This window comes from Mycobacterium appelbergii, assembly GCF_032883035.1.
Classification (GTDB): Bacteria; Actinomycetota; Actinomycetes; order Mycobacteriales; family Mycobacteriaceae; genus Mycobacterium; species Mycobacterium appelbergii.
The window spans coordinates 237,072-252,453 of record NZ_JAMQTH010000013.1 but is presented as its reverse complement, the minus strand read 5'-3'; the positions used below and the strand labels follow the sequence as shown (position 1 = coordinate 252,453).

The 15,382-nt window shown below is 63.1% G+C and carries 11 protein-coding genes; 3 read left to right on the top strand and 8 right to left on the bottom strand.

The features are described 5' to 3' along the window. The first annotated feature begins 191 nt into the window (after positions 1-191). Entirely contained in the window at positions 192-530 is a 339-nt protein-coding gene (locus M1247_RS27400; RefSeq protein WP_317159542.1) for a hemophore-related protein, read from the top strand. Positions 531-596: 66 nt separating this feature from the next. Here the strand turns inward: M1247_RS27400 and M1247_RS27395 are convergent, their stop codons facing one another. The 8 genes from M1247_RS27395 to M1247_RS27360 form a co-directional block, all read right to left on the bottom strand. Then, positions 597-1,505 (bottom strand): sulfotransferase family protein, encoded by a 909-nt coding sequence (locus M1247_RS27395; RefSeq protein WP_317159555.1) that lies wholly within the window; start codon positions 1,503-1,505, stop codon positions 597-599. Positions 1,506-1,947: 442 nt separating this feature from the next. After that, positions 1,948-4,893 (bottom strand): MMPL/RND family transporter, encoded by a 2,946-nt coding sequence (locus M1247_RS27390; RefSeq protein ID WP_317159541.1) that lies wholly within the window; start codon positions 4,891-4,893, stop codon positions 1,948-1,950. A 9-nt stretch (positions 4,894-4,902) separates the two neighbouring features. After that, positions 4,903-7,785, bottom strand: a complete 2,883-nt coding sequence (locus tag M1247_RS27385) for an MMPL/RND family transporter (protein WP_317159540.1) — start codon at positions 7,783-7,785, stop codon at positions 4,903-4,905. Next, complete coding sequence (locus M1247_RS27380) at positions 7,782-8,201, bottom strand: MmpS family transport accessory protein (RefSeq protein ID WP_317159539.1); 420 nt, start codon at positions 8,199-8,201, stop codon at positions 7,782-7,784. Before M1247_RS27380 ends, M1247_RS27385 begins: the two co-directional genes overlap by 4 nt. 361 nt (positions 8,202-8,562) lie before the next feature. Then, complete coding sequence (locus M1247_RS27375; protein WP_317159538.1) at positions 8,563-9,207, bottom strand: LuxR C-terminal-related transcriptional regulator; 645 nt, start codon at positions 9,205-9,207, stop codon at positions 8,563-8,565. Further along, the gene (locus M1247_RS27370; protein ID WP_410506952.1) at positions 9,204-10,517 is read right to left on the bottom strand and encodes a sensor histidine kinase; all 1,314 of its coding nucleotides are present in this window, start codon (positions 10,515-10,517) and stop codon (positions 9,204-9,206) included. Before M1247_RS27370 ends, M1247_RS27375 begins: the two co-directional genes overlap by 4 nt. Positions 10,518-10,586: 69 nt before the next feature. Then, a complete protein-coding gene (locus M1247_RS27365) occupies positions 10,587-11,498 on the bottom strand; it encodes a TIGR03564 family F420-dependent LLM class oxidoreductase (protein ID WP_317159536.1) in 912 nt (303 codons plus the stop codon). A gap of 321 nt (positions 11,499-11,819) precedes the next feature. Continuing rightward, entirely contained in the window at positions 11,820-13,118 is a 1,299-nt protein-coding gene (locus M1247_RS27360; RefSeq protein WP_458695257.1) for an acetyl-CoA C-acetyltransferase, read from the bottom strand. Between the two features lie 46 nt (positions 13,119-13,164). Between M1247_RS27360 and M1247_RS27355 the strand changes: the two genes are divergently transcribed. Together M1247_RS27355 and M1247_RS27350 are read left to right on the top strand one after the other, a co-directional pair. Further along, positions 13,165-14,544 (top strand): 3-oxoacyl-ACP reductase, encoded by a 1,380-nt coding sequence (locus M1247_RS27355; protein WP_317159535.1) that lies wholly within the window; start codon positions 13,165-13,167, stop codon positions 14,542-14,544. A 12-nt stretch (positions 14,545-14,556) separates the two neighbouring features. Then, entirely contained in the window at positions 14,557-15,375 is an 819-nt protein-coding gene (locus M1247_RS27350; RefSeq protein WP_317159553.1) for a MaoC/PaaZ C-terminal domain-containing protein, read from the top strand. The last annotated feature ends 7 nt before the right edge of the window (positions 15,376-15,382 follow it).

Below are 15,382 nucleotides of genomic sequence, written 5' to 3'. Positions count from 1 at the left end.
GCCTGCAGCATCAACTGAATCTGGATCAAACAAACCCGACTCCAAAACCGGGTGGACTCAGCAACGGGGTCTCGCCAGCTCCGATGTAACGCGCCGAAGAACATCGCAGATATAGCAGACAGTGGGCTGTCCAAGCCCAAGTTCTGCCTTGACGATTACAGTTGGTGCAGTCCGTAACAAGGAGGGGATTCATGATCAAATTGTCGTTGACAAAAATTACTGTCGCGATGGGCGGCGCGGCGTTGGCATTGTCCGCGGGAGCCGGTCTGGCTTCAGCACAGCCCGATCTTGGCCCGATGGTCAATACGACCTGTTCTTACGACCAGGCGATGGCCGCAGTGCACGCGGAAAATCCGATGGCCGCGAAGTATCTCGACGAGTCGCCGCCCAACCTGCAGTTCCTGCAGGTGTTCCTCAGTTCACCGCAGGACAAGCGCGTCGATCTGCTGAACCAGATCAAGAACAACCCAGGGGCGAGCCAGGCCCTGCCGGTTTTCCAGCAGATGATGACGAGCTGCGTCAACTACTGACGCACGACGCCGCGCGGTGGGGCGAGCGGGCCGGATAACACGCTCCGCTCGCCCCGCTGCGCGGGTTCACGCCCAGGTTCCCTTGCGCCCGTGGGCAATCGCGACCGCCTCGAAAAGCGGCCTCATGAAGGTGCGGGACAGCCGGTAGGGCAAATTGAAGTGCCCGCGGAAATCATCCAGCGCCATCCGGAAGCCACGTTCGGTGGCGCTGTACCCCTCGAATACGCGGTCCAACTCGGTCTCGTCCCAGGACTCGTCCCGCGCGGCCGCCCGCAGCGCTTCGTAACTGACCGACAGCCAGTCCGTCCCGAACGGCTCGATGACCGGACCGCACTGCCGCTGCCGTCGGAGACCCTGGTCCAGAAACTCCTCGACCGTGCTCTCATCCTCCGGGACGAAGTCGATCGGGAGGATGCCGGCGATGCGCTTGACTTCCCGCCGCCAATTGTCGAGAAAGTTTGCGTAGTCGACGAATACGCGCGGTAGGCCGCGCGTATGCCGCTCGGCCAGCAGGTTGTACTTCAGCCACAAGCCACTTGAGAGCTGCGGGGTGGCTTTCATGAACTTCGACAGCGATGCCACGACCTCTTGCGGATCCCGCACGGCAATCACCGCCGCGACGTCGAAGCCGGCTCGACGCGCTGCCTCGAACCACATATCCGCCAGGACCGAGATGTGCAGGACCTTGATGACGACCACCGGTGCCGCAGGCAACGTGTGCAGATACTCTTGGATCTTGGCGATGAAGTCGGCGGACTCTTTGCTGTCGAGCCCGCCCTCCTCCTGAACCCGCAGTGTCGGGTCGAAATAGCTACTGCCGTGCCGATACAGGAATTTCTCGTTGAGGTGCAGGGCCGCCCGGGGCTCCCAGTATCCCCGCGGATTGCCATCGTCGGCCCCCAGCATGCCCGGCGGCAGCGTAGCCCCGCAAAGCGACACCACCCGGGTGAGCGCCGAGGTTCCGGACCGGCCCATGCCCAGCACGAACAGGATGACCGGGCGGGCCGCTTTCGGGGTCTGCTCGGCGGCCGGGCTCATGGACATGTCCCCGTGCCCGACCCTGCGAGTAATGCAGGCGCCATAATGCGATACGTGAACTGATATCTAGTGTCGGTCATCAAATCCCCCGGTCTGACGCGTCCCGAATAAGACAAATTAGCCCCGCTAACGACTTTGTCGTCGCGAATTGACGCTAACGTCCCCCGATGTGGAACGCAAGCGATACACAGCACGATGAACCCCCATTCTTCTTTTCCGGGGGCAGGACTAATTTACGGTCGCGACAACATGCCGGCCTGGTCATACATGCGTTATGCCCAACACCCTCGTCCAACTGACGATTCCATAATCCCAGAGATGTAGCTCAGCTACCTCAGTTTCGGCCGAATATCCACGCCGTTCACACCGGTCGGGCCGATCAATTATCGGTGAGCCTCGGTAGTTCGGTCGTGGGCGTGTCGTCGTCGGAGCGGTCGTCGCCCTCCAGCAGCGCGCGCACCAGCGGACGTGGCCCGTAGGGCCGCAGGAGTGAACTCGCGGGACGGGGGCGGACCTGTTGAGGCCACCAGAACCAGCGGCCGAGCAACGCGGCGATGGACGGCGTCATGAACGAACGCACGATCATGGTGTCGAACAACAGGCCAAGGCCGATCGTGGTGCCGATCTGACCGATGATGCGCAAGTCACTGACCACCATGGAGGCCATCGTGGCAGCGAACACCAACCCTGCGGATGTGACGACCTTGCCGGTGCCGCCCATCGAGCGAATGATTCCGGTTTTGATACCGGCGCCTATTTCTTCTTTCATCCGCGATACCAGCAGCAGGTTGTAATCAGAGCCCACCGCCAAAAGAATGATCACCGACATCGCCAGCACCATCCAGTGCAGATGGATGCCCAGGATGTACTGCCAGAGCAGCACCGACAACCCGAACGAGGCGCCCAACGACAGCACCACCGTACCGACAATCACCAGTGCCGCGATGAAACTCCGGGTAATGATCAGCATGATGATGAACACCAGGCAAATCGCCGCAATTCCCGCGATCAAAAGGTCATAGGTGGACCCGTCTTGCCAGTCCTTCGCTGTCGAGGCGGCACCGGCCAAATAAATCTTGCCATTTGACAAGGGCGTTCCCTTGAGCGCCTCCTCGGCCGCAGTTTTAATTTTTTCGGCTCGCGCTATTCCGTCTGCGGTCGCGGGGTCGCCGCTATGGGAAATGATGAAGCGAACTGCTTTCCCATCGGGCGAGAGAAACGACTTCATGGCCCGCTGGAAGTCCGGGTTTTCGAAAACCTCCGGTGGCAGGAAGAAGGTGTCGTCGTTCTTGGCAGCGTCGAAAGTCTGCCCCATGACGGTGGCGTCTTTACTCGCGTCCTCCACCTGCGAGATCATCCCGGACATCGTGCTGTGCATCGTGAGCGACATCGCGCGCATGGTCTTCATGACGTCGATCATCTGCGGGATCTGGACGAGCAGCTGCGGCATGATCGCATCCAGCTCATCCATGTTGTCGACAAGAACCGCCAGTTGGTCGTCGAGTTCGTCGACGCCGTCCATGGTGTCGAATATCGATCGCAACGACCAGCAGATGGGAATGTTGAAGCAATGCGGTTCCCAATAGAAGTAATTGCGGAGCGGCCGAAGGAAATCGTCGAAGAGGGCGATGCTGCCTCTCAGGTCGGCGGTGATCTCCTGCATCTCATGTGCACTTTCCACCATGCGGTGGGTGGCGCCGGCCATTTGTTCCATCACATCGTGCATATGCTGCATCGTCTGGATCATCACGGTCATGTCGTCGGCCTGCTTCAACATGTCATCTATGCGGGCTTTCTGGAAGTGCATGGCTTGCACTTGGCCGGCATTCTGAAGGCTGAGCAGAAACGGAATGGACGTGTGGTCGATCGGAGTTCCCTCTGGCCTCGTTATCGCCTGAACACGGGAGACGCCACGAACCTTGAAAATGGCCTTGGCCAGCCTGTTCAAAACCAGAAAGTCTTGCGGATTCCGCAAATCGTGGTCGGTCTCGACCATGAGAACCTCGGGCTGCAATCGCGACTGGGAAAAGTGCCGCTCAGCCGCCGCAAACCCTAAATTCGCCGGAATATCGCCGGAGATGTAAGCCCGGTCGTCGTAGCTGGTTTCATAGCCGGGCAGTGCCAGCAGACCCACGAACGCCACCGCCAGTGAGGCAGCCAGGATAGGTGCGGGCCAGCGGACAATTGCCGTGCCGATCCCGCGCCATCGACGAACCCGCATCTTACGTTTGGGTTCGAGTAGCCCGAACCTGCTGGCGATGGCAATCCCGGCGGGCACCAACGTCACCGCGACCGCGACCGCCGTGGCCATGCCGATGGCACAGGGGACACCCATGGTGTGGAAGTAGGGCAGTCGGGTGAAGCTCAGGCACAAGATCGCCCCGGCGATCGTCAGGCCGGAAGCCAAGACCACCGGAGCGGTCCCACGATAGGTGCTGTAATAAGCCGCTTCTCGGTCCTCACCGGACTGACGAGCCTCCTGATAGCGACCGAAAAAGAAGATGCCGTAGTCGGTTCCGGCCGCGATGCTGAGGAACACCAACATATTGACGGCGAATGTCGAGAGCACGAAGACCTCGTGGTGGCCCAGGAACGCGACGATGCCCCGCGCTGCAGCCAATTCGACACCGACCATGGTCAACAGCAGGATCACGGTGGCCACCGAGCGGTAGACCAGCAGGAGCATCGAGAAGATGATGACGACCGTCACCAACGTGATCTTCAGGATGGATCTGTTTCCGCTGTGTTGCATGTCCGAAGCCAGCGGTGCCGCGCCGGTCACATAGACCTGCACCCCTTCCGGGGGCTGCGACCGATCGACGATGTCGCGAACCGCGGCCACCGACTCATCCCCCAGGGGCGTGCCCTGGTTGCCTGCCAAATTCAGCTGCGCATATGCGGCCTTGCCATCGGGACTCTGGACGCTCGACGAAGTGAGCCGATCTCCCCAGAGATCCTGCACATGCTCGACGTGCGTCGGATCGTTGCGAAGCTCTCGGACCAAGCCCGCGTAGTACTGGTGAGCATCCTCGCCGAGTTGTTCCTGCCCCTCCAGCACAATCATCGCCGAGCTGTCCGAATCGGATTCTTCGAACACCTTGCCCATGCGGGTGATTGCCTGCGCCGACGGGGCGTCTTGCGGCATCAGCGATACGGAGTTCTTTTCCGCGACCTTCTCCAGTGCCGGGATCGCCGATGACCAGTCCCCGCCTACGGAGGCCAAAGTCGTCACCAGGATCACTGCCAGCCAACCCACGACGATGAGTGGCGAAAGTCTGCGTATCGTCCGCGCGATGAAGGGCGGCCGGGATTGCTCGGTGCTCATACGCCTTCGCTAGTCCCTCAGCAGCAACGAACGCACCAGCGGGCGAGGTCCGGTCGGCCGAAGCATGGCACTGGCGGGGCGGGGGCGCACCTGTTGCGGCCACCAGAACCAACGTCCCAACAGCGCGGCGATGGACGGCGTCATGAACGCACGGACGACCAAGGTGTCGAACAACAGGCCAAGGCCGATCGTGGTACCCACCTGACCGATGGTGAGCAGATCGCTGACGATCATGGACCCCATCGTGGCCGCGAACACCAAACCAGCGGCTGTCACGACCTTGCCGGTACCGCCCATCGCCCGGATGATGCCCGTGTTTATGCCCGCAGCCAGTTCCTCTTTCATTCGCGATACGAGCAACAAATTGTAGTCGGACCCGACCGCCAGCAGGACGATGACTGACATTGCCAGCACCACCCAGTTTATTTGTATACCGAGGAAATGCTGCCAGACGAGCACAGATAGCCCGAACGAGGCACCCAACGAAAGTGCGACCGTACCGACGATAACCAGGGCGGCGATGAAACTCCGCGTCATGATCACCATGATGAGGAAAATGAGGCAGAGTGCCGCGACTCCCGCGATCAGAAGATCGATCTTTGATCCGTCGACCAGGTCTTTGACTCCGGCTGCAGTGCCGGCGATAGAGATTCGGGAGCTTTCCAGCGGAGTGCCTTTCAGCGCCTCCTCGGCGGCAATCCGTATCGGTTCAACATGCGAAATTCCCTCAGGGGTCGCGGGATCGCTTCTTTGGGTGATGAGCATGCGCGCCGCCTTCCCGTCTGGTGACAGGAAGATTTTCATGACCCGTTTGAAGTCTTCATTCTCGAGAATTTCGGGCGGCAGATAGAAGGAGTCGTCGTTGTTCGATGCGTCGAATGCCTTACCCATGGCTGTCGCGTTGTTGTTCGAGTCGTCCATCTGGGAAAAGATGCCGGACATCGTGCTGTGCATCGTGAGCATCATGGTGCGCGTGCTCTCCATGGTCGCAATCATCTGCGGGAATTGCACGAGTAGCTGCGGCATGAGCGCATCCAGCTGATCCAGATTCTCGACGAGTCCCTCCATCGTGGCGGTGACCTGATCGACACCGTCGAGGGCATCGAATATGGACCTCACCGACCAGCAGAGCGGAATATCGAAGCAATGGGGTTCCCAATAGAGGTAATTGCGGATCGGTCGCCAGAAGTCGGCGAAATCCTCTATGTGGTCTCTCAACTCATTGGTGGTCGCCTGCAGGTCGTGGGTGGTCTCGACCGTCCGGTGAGTGATTGCCACCATCTGCTGCATCAAGCCGTACATGCGCTGCATCAGGGCTATCGTCGTGGACATCTCGTCGGCCTGCTTGAGCATGTCTTCCATGCGTTCCTTCTGGAACGGCAGACTCAGTTGTTGACTCGCATTCGACATGCTGAGCATGAACGGTATGGAAGTATGCTCGAGCTGAGTTCCCTCAGGCCGCGTTATGGATTGCACGCTGGCGATTCCTGGAACAGCGAACACCGCTTTGGCAAGCTTGTTCAAAACCAGAAGATCTGTCGGGTTACGCAGATCGTGGTCAGATTCGACCAATAACAGGTCGGGCGTCGCCATCCTCGATTCAGGAAAGTGCCGTGCCGCGGCCGCGAATCCCTCAGTGGCGGGGATGTCTTGCGGGATGTATTTCTGGTCGCTGTAGCTGGGGTTGTATCCCGGCAGCGTCAAGAGCCCGATAAGCGAAATGGCAATTGTGGCGGCGAGAATGGGTGCGGGCCATCGCACGATCGCCGTACCGATCCGCCGCCACCGACGGGTGACGACGAGGCGCTTGGGATCGAAGATGCCGAAACGGTTGCCCGCCGCGATCGCGGCAGGCACCAGGGTGAGCGCGACCGCGACGGCGACGAGTATGCCCACCGCGCCGGGAATGCCCAGGGGTTGGAAGTACGGCAACCGGGTAAAACTCAGGCAGGCAATCGCGCCGGCGATTGTCGCACCGGACGCCAAGACGACCTTTGCGACGCTGTGATAAGCGGTGTAGTACGCCGATTCACGGTCCTCGCCCGCCTGCCGGGCTTCTTGATATCGGCCGGTAAAGAAGATCCCGTAGTCCGTGCCTGCCGCGATACCGACGGATACCAACAGATTGACGACGTAGGTGGTGAGCCCGACGATCCCGTGCATGCCGAGGAACGCGACCAATCCGCGTGCCACCTGCAATTCGATGGCTACCGTCAGCAAGAGAATGATGACGATCGAGAATTTTCGGTAGAGGAGGAGCAGCATCAGGAAAATCACCCCGACCGTGACCAGGGTGATCAGCAAGACCGTCTTATTGCCGCTCTTACCCATATCAGCCACGATTGCCGCCGGGCCTGTTACATACGCCTTGACGCCGGGCGGTGCGGGCGTGTTCTGCACAACGTCCTGCAGCGCCTGTACCGATTGATTCGCCTCAGCTTGCCCAAAGCTGCCGACGAGGTTCAATTGCACGTAGGCGGCTTTACCATCAGCACTTTGTGCAGCGCCGGCGGTGAGTGGATCTCCCCAAAAATCCTGGACGTGTTGCACATGGGCCGGATCGTCTTTTAATTTCTTGACCATTTGGTCGTAGTACGCGTGCGCGTCATCGCCGAGAGGTTCCTCCCCCTCTAAAACGATTACCGCCACGCTTTCGGAATTAGATTCCTGGAACACTTCGCCCATGCGCTTCATCGCCTTGACCGACGGCGCATCGGGCGGGCTGAGCGATACCGAGTGTTCGCGCTCGACGACCTCCAACGGGGGCACTGCGACAGTCAGAAGTACGGTGACCGCCACCCAACCGATGATGATCAGCGGCGAAAAACGCCGGATCCACGTCGCCAGACGTGACCGCGACGCGTGGTGCTCGGCGATTTTCTGGTCGCTCATGCGGACTTCAGGAGGCAGGAGGTGAACGCGTTCACCTGATTGGACACCTTCTCTGCTTTGACTTCGTCGTCCACGGTGATACGGCAGCCGATGTTATCGCTATCACCCTGAGCCATGATGCTTCCCACGGCGGTCGTCTTGGTGATGTCGAAATGCAAGGTCCACGGCAGGCTGACGTCTTTAATGAATTGCGGATCGGTGTTTATATCGAAATAGCTGATATCGGCGACCGTGCCCGGCGCCCCGAAAACTTCATACGTCAGGCGCTTGGGATCAAATGGCTTGGTGTCACCGGCCTTTGTATCGGCATACGCTGGACCCTGCTCGGTGCCGAAGATATCGTGTAGCCGAGACACCGTAAACCCACCGGCACTCACGACCACAATCACAAGTAGCGGTATCCACAGCCGCTTCAAAAGCCGGAAAATTGTAGATCTCCTCCCCTAACTCCACACCCTGCACCATGCTGCGACATGATCGCAAACGCGCGGCACCTTCGAGGGGCCCAACCTGGTCCTGAAGAGTAAACCATGCCGACCTGAGCGGGATAAGGCCCGTTGCCCAGGCGATATGGGATCGGTACGCACCCCGGTCGAGGCATGCCCGGACCCATTTATCGATACCCCTTTGCCAGCAACTTCACCATTCCCCACCGCCGACCGCTTGTTGCAGCATTGAATACCCGAATTGAGCCGTTCTGGCGAATAACGTGAGCGTAAGTTTTGTGGACCGGCGCCCCCATAATCAGTTCACCGTTCCGTCACATCGCACCGATGCCTAGGCGTTGAGGTGCGCCATCACGGCGAGCACGCGACGGTGATGTGCCGACGACGTCGGCAGCTCGAGTTTGGTGAAGATGCTGGTCACGTGTTTCTCCACCGCACGCTCCGATACCGAGAGCTTCTCGGCCAGGTTCCTGTTGGACCGGCCCTCGGCCATCAGCGCCAGCACTTCGCGTTCCCGTGCCGTCAGCCGGTCCACCGCAGACCCGCCGCGAGCACTCATCAGCTGGCGCACGACCTCAGGATCCAGCGCCGTGCCGCCGGCAGCGACCCGCCGCAGGGCATCGTCGAACTCGGCGATGTCGGCCACCCGGTCCTTGAGGAGATAGCCCACCCCTTCGGGGTTGCCTGCAAGCAATTCGGCGGCATAGCGGGTTTCCACCCACTGCGAGAACAACAGCACACCGATATCGGGATGAGATCGGCGCAGAGACACCGCGGCAACCAATCCTTCGTCGGTGAACGTCGGCGGCATCCGGATATCGATGACGAACACTTCGGGGCTGTGCGTTTCGGCGATCTCCCGCAGTTCCTCGGCGGTGCCGACTTTGGCGACGACCTCGTGGCCACGCTCCAGGAGGAGTTGAGTCAGTCCATCCCGAAGGATGGCGTTGTCTTCGGCGATGGCCAGTCGGGTCATCGCTCTGCACCCGCGGGCACCACGGCGGTCACCGTGGTGGGGCCACCTGGCGGGCTGTCGATGTCCAGCCGGCCGTCGACCATGCGCAGCCGATCCGTCAGACCGGTCAGACCGGACCCCTTTGCCGGGTCGATCCCGCCGGCGCCGTTGTCGGCCACCGCAATCCGCAGCTCGTGCCCATCGCTGTGCAGCCATACCGTGGCCTCGGTGGCCGCGGAGTGACGGGACACGTTCGCCAGCAGTTCGGCCACACAGAAGTAGGCCATCGTCTCGATGCCCAGCGACGGACGTACCGCGATATCGTCGACCAGCCGAACCGGTATCGGGTTCCTGGCAGCGAGGGTCTGCACGGCTGACCCGAGGCCGAGATCCAGAGCAGGAGGCCTGATTCCGCGCACCAGATCGCGGAGCTCGGTGAGCGTGTCTTTGGTGTTGGCCAGCGCATCGGAGACGAGTTCGCGGCCCCGCGCAACCTCGTCGGGTGACCCCAGGTGCTCCTCGGCCCTGGCCAGTGCCATCGCGACCGTGATAAGCCGGGCCTGCGTGCCGTCATGAAGGTCGCGTTCGACGCGACGCAGCGTCGCGGCGGAATCGTCCACCACGTCGGCACGTGCCTGCTCCAACTGCATCACCCGGCGTTCCCTGTCAGTGGGCGCGAGCAATGCCGTGGCCAGCCAGAGATGGGCGCGTCCGATCCCGAGCATGAGCCAGCCCAGCACGTACAACGCAAGCACCCCACCTGCCGCGAGCAACAGGTAGATACCGAACGAATCGACCGGCTCCCCCAACGTCACCACGGGTTCGCCCAGCACCAGCCAGAGCACCGGCGAGGCCACCAGCACCACCGCCATCGCGACACCCACCAGCACCCAGTACCCGACCGGGAGCATCACGAGGCTCCCCAGCATGAGGAATCCCAGACTGCGCCAGCCCACCACGTCGGTCAGTGCGGCCACGAGGGTATGCAACCGGCCTGCGGGCCGGACGAATGGCGCAGGCTCGCCGATCTGGACCCCCACCAACCGGGCCAGTGCCCGGTACAGCCGGTTCCACCCCCGACCACTGAGCACGACCAGGGCCAACAGCGGGACGCCGATCAGGGTGACCAGCAACAGGCCCGACGCCAGCCCGGCACAGAAGAGGTAGACCACACCGGGGACCGCAAGCAACGTGATCAGCAGGACATAGAGGTACATGCGCCAGGCCTGCGCCTGCACCGGCCGCAGCAGTGCGCGGCGCAGCAAATCGTGGCGATCACCGCGGGCCGGGGCAGCGGGCGGTGCTGTGAGGGTAGTAGTCACGTTCACCATCGTTGTCGGTCCCGGCGTTGGCGTGCCATGGTGCTGCCTGGCCAACCGATGGTGCGGTCAGCCGCACCGTCAGGCGTCAAGGCGACGCAACAGCGCCCTGGTGCGGGCCCTGTTCTCCGGCGATGCGTCGAACACGACACCGACGTATTCGTCGACACCGATCGCACCGAGAGCGCGGATGCGTTCGGCCACAGCGCTTTCGTCGCCGATGATCGCGGCGTCCGCCGGCCCCGCATAGCCCTCCCGGTCGAGCATGGCACGGTACGACGGGAGGTGCCCGTACATCGAGAACTGTTCGGCTGCCTGCGCGCGGGTCGTGGCCACCTCATCGGTGACACTGACCGGCAACGCGGCCACCACGCGCACCGGCCGGCCTGCGGCCGCATCCCGCAGGGTCGGACCCACGTGGTCGGCCAGCGTGGTGGGCCCCGTCATCCAGGTGACCGTGCCCGCGGTGCGCCGGCCGGCGAGCTTCAACAGCTGCGGCCCGAGCGCGGCGATGTACACATCGGGCGCGGACGCGCCAGGAACCTGCAAGGCCCCGCGCGTGGTGACAGTCTCTCCCGGCGCATCGGCGGGCTCACCGGCCAGCAGCGGCTGCAGTCCGTCGAGGTACTCGCGCAGCCGTCGGACCGGCTTGTCCCACGGGATGCCCCACATGCCCTCGGTGACCGCCTGATGGGTCATGCCGAGCCCCAGGATGAACCGGCCGGAGCTGATCAGGTTCAGCGTCAATGCGCGCTGAGCCAGCAGCATCGGATGCTGGTTCTGGATCGGGATCACGCCGGTGCCGACTTCGATGCCGTCGACCTCCCGAAACGCCACCGCCAGCACGGTCAGCAGGTCGGGCTCATACGGCATCTGTGTCATCCAGACGCGCCGGAAACCCTCGTCACGCAGTTGCGCGAGGTTGTCCACGGTGGCATCGATGGGCGAGCGACCGCCGGTTTCGCTGAGGGAGCTGAGAATGCTGATCTGCATACCGCAACGCTAAGCGGCCGGACATAAAAAAGGGCGGGTTCGGGAGGGCAATTGGGGGCGTCTCAATTCCTCTCGCGCCGCCGGCCTTCACCCCTGAACCGACTGTTTGGATCAGCCACTCCCGAACCCGTCGTACGGACGATCGTACGCCTCGGGTACCCCTCAGACCAGAGGAAAAATCGACCGAAATCAGCCCCGATTAAAAAGGTGGCCCCGTGTTGCCGTCGGGTCGGGGGGTCAGACGGCAACACGGAGCTACCCATGTATCGACGCCCCGCGCGCAGCCGTTACAGCTCGGCGAAAAAACTTTTTCTTCGCAGCTCAGGCCTCCAGAATCGCCGCGACGCCCTGTCCGCCCGCGGCGCAGATCGAGATGAGCCCGCGCGCCGGCTGACCGGTCTGCTTCTTCTTCTGGTGCAGTTGTTTGGCGAGCTGCGCGACGATCCGGCCGCCGGTGGCGGCGAACGGGTGCCCGGCGGCCAGCGATGAGCCGTTGACGTTGAGCTTGGACCGGTCGATGCTGCCGAGCGCCGAACTCAACCCGAGCCGCTCCTTGCAGTACTCCTCGGAGTCCCACGCCGCCAGTGTCGCCAGTACGACGGACGCGAACGCCTCGTGAATCTCGTAGTAGTCGAAATCCTGCAGACTCAGGCCGTTGCGGGCCAGCAGCCGCGGGACCGCGTAGGTGGGCGCCATCAACAGGCCGTCCGGGCCGTTCACGTAGTCGACGGCTGCGGTTTCGCCGTCGACGAAGTAGGCCAGCGGTTCGTGGCCGTGCGTCTGGGCCCAGTCCTCGCTCGCCAGCAGCGCCACCGACGCGCCGTCGGTCAGCGGGGTCGAGTTGCCCGCGGTCATGGTGGCGTCGCCCGCCTTCACCCCGAACACCGGCTTGAGCTTCGCCAGCTTTTCCGGTGACGAATCCGCGCGCAGGTTGTTGTCGCGGTACAGCCCGAGGAACGGCGTGACGAGGTCGTCGAAGAAGCCGCTGTCGTAGGCCGCGGCCATGTTGCGGTGGCTGGCGGCGGCCAATTCATCCTGGTCGACGCGTTTGATTCCCATCGCCTTGGCGGTGATCGCGGCGTGTTCGCCCATCGACATTCCCGTGCGCGGCTCACTGTTCACCGGGATCTCGACGCCCACCGACGCGGGCAGCTTGCCGACCAGCTTGAGGCGATCCAGGTTGGACTTGGAACGGCGTAGCCCGAGCAGCACGCGGCGAAGATCGTTGCCGAATGCGATCGGGGCGTCCGACGCGGTGTCCACACCGCCGGCGGCCGCAGACTCGTACCGGCCGCGGGCGACGCCGTCGGCTGCGGCGATGGCGGCCTGCAGGCCCGTGCCGCAAGCCTGTTGGAGGTCGAACGCCGGGGTGTAGGACGACAGCGCGCTGCCCAGCACGCATTCACGCATCAGGTTGAAGTCACGGCTGTGTTTGAGCACCGCGCCGCCGATCACCGCACCGAGCCGCTCACCGGTCAGGTTGAACCGGTCGATCAGGCCGTCCAGAGTGGCGGTGAACATGTCCTGGTTGGAGGCATTGGCATAGGCGCCGTCGGACCGTGCGAACGGGATTCTGTTGCCGCCGAGAACGGCGACCCGTCGGCTTGTGTTGTTGGCCATGGGGGCAATACTACCCACCGTTCTTACTCTGGAGTAAGTTCGTGTCATGGCTTCCGACCTGTTCTCGCAAGTGGTCAACTCCGGGCCGGGCTCGTTCCTGGCCAAACAGCTGGGCGTGCCGCAGCCCGAGACGCTGCGCCGCTACCGAGCCGGCGACCCGCCGTTGGCCGGGTCGCTGCTGATCGGCGGCCCCGGTTCAATTGCCGGTTCCGCCGGCGGTGGACGCGTCGCCGAACCGATGCGTGTCGCGCTGGCCGACGACTACGACGTCGTCTCCAACAACATCGGCGGGCGGTGGGCCGATTCGTTCGGCGGAGTGGTGTTCGACGCCACCGGGATCACCGACGCCGCCGGGCTCAAGGAGTTGTACAAGTTCTTCACACCCCTGCTGCGCAATCTGGGATCGTGCGCCCGCGTGGTGGTCGTCGGCACCACCCCGGAGCAGGCAGACACCGCACACGCGCAGATCGCGCAGCGCGCCTTGGAAGGCTTCACGCGCTCACTGGGCAAGGAACTACGGCGCGGCGCCACCGTGGCGCTCGTGTACCTGGCCGCTGACGCCAAGCCCGCGGCGACCGGTCTGGAATCGACGCTGCGCTTCATCCTCTCGGCGAAGTCGGCCTATGTGGACGGCCAGGTGTTCCGGGTGGGTGCCGCGGATTCGACGGCCCCGGCAGACTGGGACAAGCCGCTGGCCGGCAAGGTCGCGGTGGTGACTGGTGCCGCCCGCGGCATCGGCGCGACGATCGCCGAGGTGTTCGCGCGCGACGGCGCCGCCGTGGTCGCGATCGATATCGAGCAGGCCGCCGATGACCTGAACAAGGTCGCCGAGAAGGTCGGCGGGACCGCGCTGACACTGGATGTCACCGCCGACGACGCGGTCGACAAGATCACCGCGCACGTGACCGAGCACCATGGCGGCAAGGTCGACATTCTGGTCAACAACGCAGGTATCACGCGCGACAAACTGCTGGCCAACATGGACGAGGCTCGCTGGGACTCCGTCATCGCAGTCAATCTGCTTGCCCCGCAACGGCTCACCGAGGGGCTGGCGGCCAACGGGACGCTCGGCGACGGCGGACGGGTGATCGGGCTGTCATCGATGGCAGGCATCTCCGGTAACCGCGGACAGACCAACTACGCGACCACCAAGGCCGGGATGATCGGCCTCACCGAGGCGCTGGCGCCCACGCTGGGCGAGAAGAACATCACCATCAACGCCGTCGCGCCCGGCTTCATCGAGACCAAGATGACCGAGGCCATTCCGCTGGCCACCCGCGAGGTGGGCCGCCGGATGAACTCACTGTTCCAGGGCGGGCAACCGGTCGACGTGGCCGAACTGATCGCCTACTTCGCCAGCCCGGCGTCAAATGCGGTCACCGGCAACACCATCAGGGTCTGCGGCCAAGCCATGCTGGGGGCGTGAGGCGTGAACAACATGCTCCGCGCGGTCGTGGGGGCGCTGCCGTTCATCCCCCGCGACGACACCTTGCCCGACCGCACCATCACTGTCGACGACGTGCGCATCGACGCGGCCAACGTTGCAGAGTACGCACAGGTGACCGGGCTGCGCTTCGGCGACACCCTGCCGCTGACCTATCCGTTCGCGTTGACGTTCCCGACAGTGATGTCATTGGTCACCTCATTCGATTTCCCCTTCCCCGCAATGGGTTCGGTGCACACCGAGAACCACATCACGCAGTACCGACCGATCGCGGTGACCGACACCGTCAACGTCGCCGTGCACGCGGAGAACCTGCGGGAGCATCGCCGCGGCCTGCTGGTCGACATCGTGACCGAGATCAAGGTCGGCAACGAACTGGCCTGGCACCAGGTGACGACATTCCTGCACCAGCAGCGGACCAGCCTGTCCGATGAACCCAAACCCGAACAACCGCGCAAGCAACCCAAGCTGCCACCGCCCAACGCGGTGCTGCGTATGACGCCTGGCCAGATCCGGCGCTACGCATCCGTCGGCGGTGATCACAACCCGATTCACACCAACTCCGTCGCAGCGAAGCTGTTCGGCTTCCCGACCGTGATCGCCCACGGAATGTTCAGTGCTGCTGCCGTTCTGGCGAACATCGAGGGGCAGTTGCCCGATGCGGTGCGCTATTCCGTGCGGTTCGCCAAACCGGTGGTGCTGCCGGCCCGCGCGGGACTCTACGTCGACAACGACGGAGCCGGCTGGGAGTTGACCCTACGCAACCTGTCCAAGGGATACCCGCACCTGAGCGCCACGGTGACCGGCCTCTGAGCCGCCA

Excerpts from the sequence above, each read along its gene's own strand:
- M1247_RS27400 (WP_317159542.1), top strand. The coding sequence starts at position 192 with ATGATCAAATTGTCGTTGACAAAAATTACTGTCGCGATGGGCGGCGCG.
- M1247_RS27365 (WP_317159536.1), bottom strand. The coding sequence starts at position 11,498 with ATGCAGATCAGCATTCTCAGCTCCCTCAGCGAAACCGGCGGTCGCTCG.
- M1247_RS27390 (WP_317159541.1), bottom strand. The coding sequence starts at position 4,893 with ATGAGCACCGAGCAATCCCGGCCGCCCTTCATCGCGCGGACGATACGC.
- M1247_RS27370 (WP_410506952.1), bottom strand. The coding sequence starts at position 10,517 with ATGGTGAACGTGACTACTACCCTCACAGCACCGCCCGCTGCCCCGGCC.
- M1247_RS27355 (WP_317159535.1), top strand. The coding sequence starts at position 13,165 with ATGGCTTCCGACCTGTTCTCGCAAGTGGTCAACTCCGGGCCGGGCTCG.
- M1247_RS27360 (WP_458695257.1), bottom strand. The coding sequence starts at position 13,118 with ATGGCCAACAACACAAGCCGACGGGTCGCCGTTCTCGGCGGCAACAGA.
- M1247_RS27350 (WP_317159553.1), top strand. The coding sequence starts at position 14,557 with ATGCTCCGCGCGGTCGTGGGGGCGCTGCCGTTCATCCCCCGCGACGAC.
- M1247_RS27375 (WP_317159538.1), bottom strand. The coding sequence starts at position 9,207 with ATGACCCGACTGGCCATCGCCGAAGACAACGCCATCCTTCGGGATGGA.
- M1247_RS27395 (WP_317159555.1), bottom strand. The coding sequence starts at position 1,505 with ATGGGCCGGTCCGGAACCTCGGCGCTCACCCGGGTGGTGTCGCTTTGC.
- M1247_RS27385 (WP_317159540.1), bottom strand. The coding sequence starts at position 7,785 with ATGAGCGACCAGAAAATCGCCGAGCACCACGCGTCGCGGTCACGTCTG.